We start from the raw sequence: 9768 nt of genomic DNA, 5'->3' as shown, positions 1-9768 counted from the left end.
ATTTATTTTTATTTATTCCGCAATAGCTCAGTGGTAGAGCAACCGGCTGTTAACCGGTAGGTCGTAGGTTCAAATCCTACTTGCGGAGCCAATGGCCCGTTGGTCAAGCGGTTAAGACACCGCCCTTTCACGGCGGTATCACGGGTTCGATTCCCGTACGGGTCACCATTTTTTATTTTTTGCCGGTGTAGCTCAGCTGGTAGAGCAACTGACTTGTAATCAGTAGGTCGCGGGTTCGACTCCTGTTGCCGGCACTGTTTTTTTCAATTGTATAGTTCCTAGACAAACTGGGGGGGTAGCGAAGTGGCTAAACGCGGCGGACTGTAAATCCGCTCCCTCGGGTTCGGCGGTTCGAATCCGCCCCCCCCCACCATGTCGAGCCATTAGCTCAGTTGGTAGAGCATCTGACTTTTAATCAGAGGGTCGCAGGTTCGAATCCTGCATGGCTCATATTTTGCGGAAGTAGTTCAGTGGTAGAATACGACCTTGCCAAGGTCGGGGTCGCGGGTTCGAATCCCGTCTTCCGCTTTTTATTTTTATGTTTTGGGGCCTTAGCTCAGCTGGGAGAGCGCCTGCCTTGCACGCAGGAGGTCAGCGGTTCGATCCCGCTAGGCTCCACCAATTTTGCTTAAAGATCTTAAGCGAGTTTCGTTCGACTTAAGTTTTTTTATACTTGAAATGCCTGCAATTAAAGTACGTACGCGAAAGCACTGTGAGAGCACTCACGGTGCTTTTTTGTCGTCTGTTCCTGTATAATCATGCGTCTTTATGTCGAGTTGAACCACTCTGTTGTTACCGCTTACAATTAAAGTAACTTACTGAGTAAAGGGGAACAGGTCGATGAACATTGCATATATCAGCGTACCGTATCGTTATGGTCAAGGAAAACCGGGGACAGAACAGGGACCGGCTGCTGTTGAAGAAGCAGGCTTGCTGGAAACACTTGCAGTACACGGACAAGAAGCAGCACGCTATGGGGAAGCGGCTGTCTTGTCAGAAGATGCTGTCCGGGAAGAAGATCCAAAGCTCAAACGGTTGGAAGGTGTCGTCCATACGACAAACGATTTACAATTAATCGTACGCGATGCGCTGACCGAGCAACGTTTCCCGTTACTCGTCGGAGGCGATCACAGCATGGCGATCGGAACGATTGCCGGTCTGCGTCAAGCTGTTCCGCGTCTCGGCGTCATCTGGTTTGATGCGCACGGTGATTTGAACACACCAGAAACATCACCGTCCGGCAACATTCACGGCATGCCGCTTGCTGTCGCGTTAGGGGAAGGGCATCAACGGTTGACCGAGATCGGCGGCAGTGCGGTCAAACTGCAGCCGGAGCACCTCGTCTTTATCGGTTTACGGGACGTGGACGCCGGGGAACAGGAACTGATCGATCGTCTCGGAATCCGGGTGTATGACATGGACGCGATTCGGACACGCGGCATGGACGCGATCATGGAAGAAGCAATTGCGTATTTAAAAGAGACGACCGACGCGTTTTATCTCAGCTTTGATATGGACGGTCTTGATCCAAGTCTTGTCCAAGGAACCGGGACACGCGTCGCGGACGGTATTCTATTGGAGGATGCGCAAACGGTCTTACGTCATTGTGCGGAGCAGGATGACTTCATCGCAGCCGAATTCGTTGAAGTCAATCCGCTGTTGGAAGAAGGAAACGGGACAGCAATCCTTGCGAATGACTTGATTGGAAACTTGCTCCAGTATATGCGGAACCATCGTTTAGTAAAATAATGGATGGAACTTGAACTCTTTTCGTCAGAGTTCAAGTTTTTTTTGTTACAATTCAAATTGAGATGAAACATTTGTTGGTCGACTCCGTATAAGAGATTGACCGCATAGAGCGGGGGGTATTCAAAGTGGAAGAAACAACACTACGCTTGATAGAGCGGGTGAAGCAGGGCGACCGTGATGCATTTGCGGCACTTGTTGATCTATATAAAGAAGGTGCCTTTTTAGTCGCCTTCCGTGTTTTACGTGATCGAATGGAAGCAGAGGATGCCACGCAAGAAGCCTTTATCCGTGTATTCACGAAAATTGAATCGTATAATGCCCAGTGGAAGTTCCGAACGTGGTTATACCGGATCGTGACGAACGTGTCGATTGACCGACTCCGTAAGAAACGTCCCGATTATTCCCTTGATGCTGAGATGTCAGGGACTGAAGGACTGACACTGTATTCCCAGCTCGAAAGCAAGGACCAGTTGCCGGAAGATCAAGTGATCGATTCCGAGCAACGACAAGATGTGGGGGAAGCCATTGCCGGTTTACCTGAAAAGTATCGGATTCCACTTGTCTTGAAATATATCGAAGATCTGTCGCTCAAAGAAATCAGTGAGCTGATTGATTTACCTGTCGCTACTGTCAAAACTAGAATTCATCGTGGACGCGAAGCCTTGAAAAAGCATTTTGCGAAGCGATGAGAAGGAGGCACTCATCATGACACGAGAGAAAGTGTATGAACGGATACAGGATTATTTAGATCAAAATCAACCTCCGGAAGACTTCAAACGACTTGAAGCGGAGTTACGGGAAGCAAATGCGATGGACGAGTTCGAAGAGTATCGGCTCCTCGATGCTGAGTTACGCACGCTTCCAGCACCCAAGCTTTCGGCGGATTTTACATCCCGCGTGCTGGCACAATTGCCCGAACAGGTGGACCAACCGAATGTAACTCCGCTCAGGAAATCCTCCCGTTTCGGCGGGAAGATGAAGCAGTATCCGTTACTTGCAGCCGCTTCGATCTTTATGTTGTTGTCCGTCGGCAGCCTTGGAGGATACTTGACACAGGAAGAACATGACTTGTCCTATACGAACGTACCCGGCATCGTGGCAGAAAACGGCGAAGTCGTCGTACCGGAAGGGGTCACGGTCGATCAAGACCTCTACGTTGAAGGTGGAAACGTCCGCATTGAAGGCAACGTCAACGGTGACGTGACGACAGTGGACGGAAAAGCGTATACAGCGAGTGCCGGAAACGTCACGGGCGAGATCAAACAGATCGATCAACTGTTTGAACGTGTCTGGTATGGAATTAAACGAATCTTCGAATGAGTCAGGTGGGACGAGTCTAACTCGTCCCTTTGTGCTATAATGAAAGCTGTTTAAATCAGATGAGATAGGGGGCACGGTTGGTGAATTACTTCAACTGGCAACCACTTCAATTTCAATTGTTGAAACTGGGAGAAAACGTACATTGGTACGATTATATTAATGATGTGATTGATATCGCGGTCGTGACATTCGTCATTTACCGTCTGATGATCATTGTCAAAGGTACAAAAGCAGTCCAATTGATCAAAGGGATTTCGGTCATTTTGATTAGCTGGTTCTTAAGCGGATTCTTCGGACTGAAGACGTTACAATTTCTGCTGAACCAAATCATTACGTACGGTCTGCTCGGGATTATCATCATTTTCCAGCCGGAATTACGCCGGGGACTGGAACACCTCGGACGGACAAGTAAATTTTTCTCACGGAGCGCGATCAGTGACGAGGACGAACAAGTCCGGATTGTCGATGCATTGGTCACGTCTGCACAGTACATGTCCAAACGCCGGATCGGGGCACTGGTCACGATCGAGCGGGAAACGGGACTCAGCGAATATGTCGAAACCGGCATTCCGCTTGGTTCTCAAATCACGAGTCAGTTATTGATCAACCTGTTTATTCCGAACACGCCCCTCCATGATGGAGCCGTCATCGTCCAACAAGGTAAACTTGCGGCAGCCGCTTGTTACTTACCGCTTTCTGAGAGTGCACATATCTCAAAAGATCTTGGAACACGTCACCGGGCAGCCATCGGTGTCAGCGAAGTGACGGATAGCGTGACGTTGGTCGTATCAGAAGAAACCGGTGGTGTTTCCCTTGCCATCAATGGTCGTCTGTACCGGGAGCTGGATGAAGCATCGCTCCGGACGAAGTTACTTGAAACGATTGTCAAAGCCGAACCGACGAATACTTCCTTCTTGAACTGGATGGGGGCGAAAAAATAATGTTCGAAAAATGGTTCAATGAACGCTGGTTTCTTCGCATCGTTGCCGTCTTGCTTGCCGTCATGTTGTATCTGATGGTGGCAGGAACCAATTCGACCGTCAAAAGTGATGCGGCGAGCCTGTTGCCGATCGCCGGTCAAGGCTCAGCAAAGTTTGACGTACCGGTATCCGTCAATTATGATGAAACGCAGTGGGTCGCCTATAATATTCCAGAAACCATCGAAACGACGGTTAAAGGACCATCCAGCAGTTTGACGATGCTCCGGCTCGTTAAAGACTTTGGTCTGTCGATTGACTTGACGGGTCTGGATCCCGGGTATCACCGGGTGCGACTGTCTGCCGACGGGTTCGGCAAAGATGTTGAAGTGACACCGAAACAAGAAACGATTGAAGTATTCCTGGATAAAAAGGTCACAAAAGAAGTGCCTGTTCAAGTGGCACTGTTGAATAAAAACAAAATCGCCGAAGGGTATGTCGTCGGCGAAGCACAGCCGACCCAACAAACGGTCTCTGTGACCGGCGGTGCGGAGAAGCTTCAAGCCATCACCGCAATCCAAGTCCCGATCGATGTAACCGGACGAGCGGAGACGTTTACGGAATCGTTTAATGTCAAAGCAACCGATGCGAACGGAAATGCGATCAGCGCGACCTATGACCCCGAGCAACTTGAGGTGACGGTGCCTGTCTACAAAGAAAGCAAAACCGTCCCGATTAATGTCGAAACAAAAGATGCCGTCAAAAAAGGGTATAAAGTCGTTAAAATCGTTCCGGTCATCACGGAAGCCCGGTTATACGGAACAAAAGAAGAATTGTCGCGCATCGGTTCCGTTTCGACGGAAGCGGTCTCCTTAAAAGGATTAACGAAGACGGTGGATCGAACCGTCAAGCTGATCGAACCGGATAATGTCACGGCGATGGAACCGACTTCGATTACGGTCAGTATCGTCGTCGAGAAGGAAAACGCCGAAGCAACGACAGAAACGGTGGAAGATCGGGCCGAAAAAACGATTTCCGGTATTCCGGTGACGTTGAACGGTTTTGATGAATCGAAGTATACGGTCGATTACGAACAAACGATTGATCTTGTTGTTCGCGGCAGTGAGGCGGATCTTGCCTCGATTGATGCAACGGATATCAAAGCGGTCATTGATGTGACCGGCTTAAAAGAAGGTACACACGGCTTACCGATTTCGTACCAGACGTCAAAAGCCTTTGACGTTCTCCGTCCGGATCATATGGACATCACGCTCAAAGCGGTGCCCCGGACCTCGGTTCAAGCCAATTAAATCAACTTTGTGAAATGAGGAAATAGTATATGGGTAAGTATTTTGGAACTGACGGCGTTCGCGGCGTCGCAAACGTAGAATTGACGCCTGAATTGGCATATCGTCTTGGTCGTACAGGCGGGTATGTCTTGACGAAACACGAAAGCACACGTCCAAAAGTCTTGATCGGCCGTGATACACGTGTTTCCGGACAAATGCTGGAGAACGCCCTGATTGCCGGACTCCTGTCAATCGGAGCGGAAGTCATGCGTCTTGGTGTCATTTCGACACCAGGTGTCGCGTACTTGACGAAAACAATGGATGCGACAGCGGGCGTCATGATTTCCGCGTCACACAATCCGGTCGAAGACAACGGAATCAAGTTCTTCGGTTCAGACGGCTTTAAGCTTGATGATGTGACAGAACTTGAAATCGAAGACCTGCTGGATCAGGTGGAAGATACATTACCACGTCCGTCCGGTAAAGAACTCGGCTTTGTCCACGATTATTATGAAGGCGCACAAAAATACCTGCATATGTTACGTCAGACTTCGGATGAAGATTTCTCAGGCATCCACGTCGCAATCGACGGCGCACACGGAGCAACATCAAGTCTTGCACCACGTCTGTTCGGTGACCTGGAAGCGGAAGTCTCGACGATCGGAACAACACCAAACGGTCTCAACATCAACGAAGGTGTCGGATCAACACACCCGGAACACCTCGCGGCATTCGTCCTTGAAAAGGGTGCACACGTCGGTCTGTCATTTGACGGTGACGGCGACCGCTTGATTGCGATCGATGAGAACGGTGAAATCGTCGACGGCGATAAAATCATGTTCATTTGCGGGAAGTACCTCAACGAAATCGGTCGCTTGAAGGACAACACGATCGTCGCGACGGTCATGAGTAACCTCGGTTTCCACAAGACGGTCGAAGAACACGGTATGACAGCGTTACAGACAGCGGTCGGTGACCGGTATGTCGTCGAAGAAATGCGCAAAAACAACTACACACTCGGCGGCGAACAGTCGGGTCACATCATCTTCATGGATTATTCAACGACAGGAGACGGGATGCTTTCCGGCGTTCAGCTCTTACAAATCATGAAGGCGACAGGCAAGAAGTTGTCGGAACTCGCAGCAGAAATGCCGGTTTTCCCGCAACGTCTCGTCAACATTCGCGTATCGGATAAAAATGGTGCGATGAACGGTCCGGCTGTTCAAGCCATCATTGCGGAAGTCGAAGCGGAAATGGCCGGCAACGGTCGGATCCTCGTCCGCGCGTCAGGGACAGAACCACTTGTCCGTGTCATGGCGGAAGCGCCGACGCAAGAAGCGTGTGACATGTACGTTGAGCGGATCGCGAACGTTGTCCGTGAAAACTACGCGTTACAAGAAAACTGAGTAAATCGGAGGGGCGGATGAATATCCGCTCCTTTTTTTGTTGGACGGATTGTCAGGGGGATTATGACAGCGTTCAAGCTGACTCTGTCGAAATGCTTGTTTTCACGTGCTTTTCTCAGGCGGAACGTAAGCTAGCTGTCGTCTCTCGACAACCGATCTTGCCTGTTCCTGGCGGAAGCGGAGCTTCCTTTTCCTGTAGAAGTCGCATGAAAAATGCATTTCTGTTTTACATGATAAAAAAGCATCATCAAACGAACACAAGACAAAAAGCAAAAACAGAGTAAAAATAAAAAAAGAGTTTTTTACAAAATCTAGGTATTAGAGGTATCGTTTAGAAAAATATCGGGAATAGTTACAAATACGTTACCTTTCTTGCTTTTTCTAAATAAAGTTCGTATGATTGTAAAGTCGGACAGAAACGGGGTCGGACAGAAATGAAAGCGCCAGGGCTGACTAGGTGATAGGCAGCTGACGAGGTGGAGGTTTATCGAATCATTCGGCGGATGCCTCCCGGTACCATGTCAGTACCGAAAACACATCTGAAATCGTTTAAGTGATTAGACGGACAAACAGATGCGTCATGACAACTCTCGACAAGAGCCGTTTCCTCTTCAGGGAAATACTTGTAAATGGGAGAGAATGTATTATGTGCGGTATCGTAGGTATGATCGGACAGGTTAACACAAAGGAAATTTTATTAAAGGGACTCGAAAAACTCGAGTACCGCGGTTATGATTCGGCCGGTCTTGCGTTCGTCAACGACGGCGTTCAAGTCCATAAAGAAGTCGGCCGGATTGCTGCGCTACGCGAAGTTGTTCCTGCAGAAGCAGACGGTCTTGTTGGAATCGGTCACACACGTTGGGCGACACACGGTGTCCCAAGTGTACCGAATGCCCACCCGCACCAAAGTGCTTCCTCACGTTTCACACTCGTGCATAACGGTGTCATCGAAAACGATGAGCAGTTAAAAGCAGAACTCAATGTTGATTTACTCAGCGACACGGATACAGAAGTCATCGTGCAAATGATTGAAAAGAACTTTGCTGCAACAAACGACGTCGTCGAAGCATTTCGTCAAACACTTCGTGTGCTTCACGGTTCGTATGCACTCGCTTTAATCGATGCCGAGAACCCGGATGTCTTGTACGTCGCAAAAAACAAATCACCACTTCTTGTTGGTCTCGGTGACGGTACGTTCAACGTTGTTGCGTCTGACGCAATGGCTATGCTTCAAGTAACGGATCAATTCGTTGAGTTGCATGACGGCGAAATGATCATCTTGACGCGTGACAGTGTCACAATCCAAGATTTAGACGGAAACGTCAAAGAGCGTGAGGCGTATACAGCAGAAATCGATGCATCAGATATCGAAAAAGGCACGTACGCGCACTATATGCTTAAAGAAATGGACGAGCAGCCGGCAGTTATCCGGAACATCGTTCAGAAATACCAAAACGAGTCAGGCGAAATCACACTCGATCAGTCAGTCCGTGATTTAGTCCTCGGACGTGACCGTGTCTACATCATCGGTTGCGGAACAAGCTACCATGCAGGATTGATCGGAAAACAATTGATCGAACAAATCGCGGGTATCCCGACAGAAGTCCACATCTCGTCTGAGTTCGGCTACAACATGCCGCTCTTGACTGAGAAACCATTGTTCCTCTTCCTTTCACAATCAGGTGAAACAGCAGACAGCCGTGCAGTTCTCGTCGAAGCGAAAAAACTCGGTCACCCGGCACTGACAATCACGAACGTTGCAGGATCAACGTTATCACGTGAAGCAAACGCAACGCTCTTGTTGCATGCAGGTCCTGAAATCGCCGTAGCGTCAACAAAAGCGTATACAGCACAAATCGCTGTTCTCGCAGTCCTTGCGTTTGACCTTGCTCAAGCAAAAGGTGTCGACGTGAACTTCGATCTCATGAAAGAACTCGGAAAAATCTCAAGCGCAATGGAGTCCGTCATGTCACAAAAAGAACGGTTCCAAGAGATCGCTTCAGAATACTTGTCTGAATCACGTAATGCGTTCTTCATCGGTCGTGGTCAAGATGCGTATGTCGGAATGGAAGGGGCTCTCAAGCTCAAAGAAATTTCGTATATCCAAGCAGAAGGTTACGCCGGCGGCGAATTGAAACACGGTCCAATCGCTTTGATCGAAGACAACACACCGGTCATCGCCCTCGTGACACAACCACACGTTCACCTCAACAACCGAGGCAACGTCAAGGAAGTCGTCGCACGTGGCGCGAACGCGTGTGTCATCGCAGCAGAAGGTCTCGAATTGCCGACGGATGCATTCGTCATCCCAGCAGTCGAGCCGCTCTTGTCACCACTCTTGTCTGTTTTACCGCTTCAGTTGATCTCGTACTATGCGGCACTCGGCCGTGATTGCGACGTCGACAAGCCACGTAACTTGGCGAAATCGGTAACAGTCGAATAATTGACTCATCTTATACCCTTTCAGGTGCAACCATCTGAAAGGGTATTTTTAATAGGTCAAAATATGTTAGAAAAGGGGGGGACGTCTCGTAATGATCAGTGTCGGATTGGTATATGATGAAACAAACCAAATCGAGAAGGAATTAAGCCGACTCCTTCACCATCTTGAACAGCAAGGGGCACGAATCCTGCACTCCCACGTTTCTTTAGACGAAGACGGGGAAAAGTGGGTGGAAAGTCATCAAAAAGAGGTGGATTGTGCCCTACTCACTCGTTATTACTACGGTGAAGTAGCAATCTGTCTAACGGCTTGCCATGAAATGAAAGAAATTCCGATTATGATCAGTATTCAAAAAGAACAGCAGTTTTTTGGTTTTGTTCTTTCCTTTAATGAAATGCGATTTGAAGAAGTCGGGATCGATCGACTAGAAGACATCGCGATTCAGTTCATGCAGCAACTGACCGATGTGACCCGCTTTCAATACGCTTTTTGTGATTACGATAGTGAAATCGAAATCCATCCAAAAGAAAAGAAACAAATAGATGCAGGATACGCCATCCTCTATTGGCATGGAGAAAAAGTGATGAAAAACAGTTGGAAAATTGATGGACTGACGACACGATAGAACAAAAGGAGTGAAGCAG

General features: G+C 48.7%; 8 protein-coding genes and 7 tRNA genes. All 15 read left to right on the top strand.

From position 1 onward, the window contains the following. Positions 1-16: 16 nt before the first annotated feature. The 15 genes from D3D03_RS13510 (at position 17) to D3D03_RS13440 (ending at position 9749) form a co-directional block, all read left to right on the top strand. Positions 17-91: transfer RNA gene (locus D3D03_RS13510), tRNA-Asn, on the top strand. Between the two features lie 2 nt (positions 92-93). After that, positions 94-168 (top strand) — tRNA-Glu (locus D3D03_RS13505). 13 nt (positions 169-181) lie between these two features. Then, positions 182-254, top strand: a tRNA-Thr gene (locus tag D3D03_RS13500). A gap of 35 nt (positions 255-289) precedes the next feature. Beyond that, positions 290-373 (top strand) — tRNA-Tyr (locus D3D03_RS13495). A 4-nt stretch (positions 374-377) separates the two neighbouring features. Next, positions 378-450 (top strand) — tRNA-Lys (locus D3D03_RS13490). Between the two features lie 6 nt (positions 451-456). Continuing rightward, positions 457-528, top strand: a tRNA-Gly gene (locus D3D03_RS13485). Between the two features lie 17 nt (positions 529-545). After that, a tRNA-Ala gene (locus tag D3D03_RS13480) sits at positions 546-621 on the top strand. Between the two features lie 219 nt (positions 622-840). Next, complete coding sequence (rocF, locus tag D3D03_RS13475; RefSeq protein ID WP_119923845.1) at positions 841-1749, top strand: arginase; 909 nt, start codon at positions 841-843, stop codon at positions 1747-1749. A 125-nt stretch (positions 1750-1874) separates the two neighbouring features. Continuing rightward, positions 1875-2438: an RNA polymerase sigma factor SigW gene (gene sigW / locus D3D03_RS13470; RefSeq protein WP_026834285.1), complete on the top strand. Its 564-nt coding sequence runs from the start codon at positions 1875-1877 to the stop codon at positions 2436-2438. 16 nt (positions 2439-2454) lie between these two features. Continuing rightward, positions 2455-3069, top strand: coding sequence for an anti-sigma factor (locus D3D03_RS13465; protein WP_026834284.1), 615 nt, complete (start codon positions 2455-2457; stop codon positions 3067-3069). Between the two features lie 80 nt (positions 3070-3149). Continuing rightward, the gene (cdaA, locus tag D3D03_RS13460) at positions 3150-4010 is read left to right on the top strand and encodes a diadenylate cyclase CdaA (protein WP_119923844.1); all 861 of its coding nucleotides are present in this window, start codon (positions 3150-3152) and stop codon (positions 4008-4010) included. After that, positions 4010-5296 carry a CdaR family protein gene (locus tag D3D03_RS13455; RefSeq protein ID WP_026834282.1) on the top strand — a complete coding sequence of 429 codons (1287 nt, stop codon included), beginning with the start codon at positions 4010-4012 and terminating at the stop codon, positions 5294-5296. Before cdaA ends, D3D03_RS13455 begins: the two co-directional genes overlap by 1 nt. Positions 5297-5325: 29 nt before the next feature. Further along, positions 5326-6681: a phosphoglucosamine mutase gene (gene glmM / locus D3D03_RS13450; RefSeq protein WP_119923843.1), complete on the top strand. Its 1356-nt coding sequence runs from the start codon at positions 5326-5328 to the stop codon at positions 6679-6681. 646 nt (positions 6682-7327) lie between these two features. Further along, positions 7328-9124, top strand: coding sequence for a glutamine--fructose-6-phosphate transaminase (isomerizing) (glmS, locus tag D3D03_RS13445; RefSeq protein ID WP_119923842.1), 1797 nt, complete (start codon positions 7328-7330; stop codon positions 9122-9124). Between the two features lie 91 nt (positions 9125-9215). Next, the gene (locus tag D3D03_RS13440) at positions 9216-9749 is read left to right on the top strand and encodes an Imm64 family immunity protein (RefSeq protein WP_119923841.1); all 534 of its coding nucleotides are present in this window, start codon (positions 9216-9218) and stop codon (positions 9747-9749) included. Positions 9750-9768 lie beyond the last annotated feature (19 nt).

Source organism: Exiguobacterium sp. RIT452, from assembly GCF_003598705.1.
In the GTDB taxonomy this organism is placed as follows: Bacteria; Bacillota; Bacilli; order Exiguobacteriales; family Exiguobacteriaceae; genus Exiguobacterium_A; species Exiguobacterium_A undae.
Note: the sequence above shows the minus strand (reverse complement) of the source record. Positions and strands in the feature narration are given on the sequence as shown.

Coding starts and splice junctions, on each gene's coding strand:
- rocF (WP_119923845.1), top strand. CDS start 841: ATGAACATTGCATATATCAGCGTACCGTATCGTTATGGTCAAGGAAAA.
- D3D03_RS13465 (WP_026834284.1), top strand. CDS start 2,455: ATGACACGAGAGAAAGTGTATGAACGGATACAGGATTATTTAGATCAA.
- D3D03_RS13455 (WP_026834282.1), top strand. CDS start 4,010: ATGTTCGAAAAATGGTTCAATGAACGCTGGTTTCTTCGCATCGTTGCC.
- glmM (WP_119923843.1), top strand. CDS start 5,326: ATGGGTAAGTATTTTGGAACTGACGGCGTTCGCGGCGTCGCAAACGTA.
- glmS (WP_119923842.1), top strand. CDS start 7,328: ATGTGCGGTATCGTAGGTATGATCGGACAGGTTAACACAAAGGAAATT.
- D3D03_RS13440 (WP_119923841.1), top strand. CDS start 9,216: ATGATCAGTGTCGGATTGGTATATGATGAAACAAACCAAATCGAGAAG.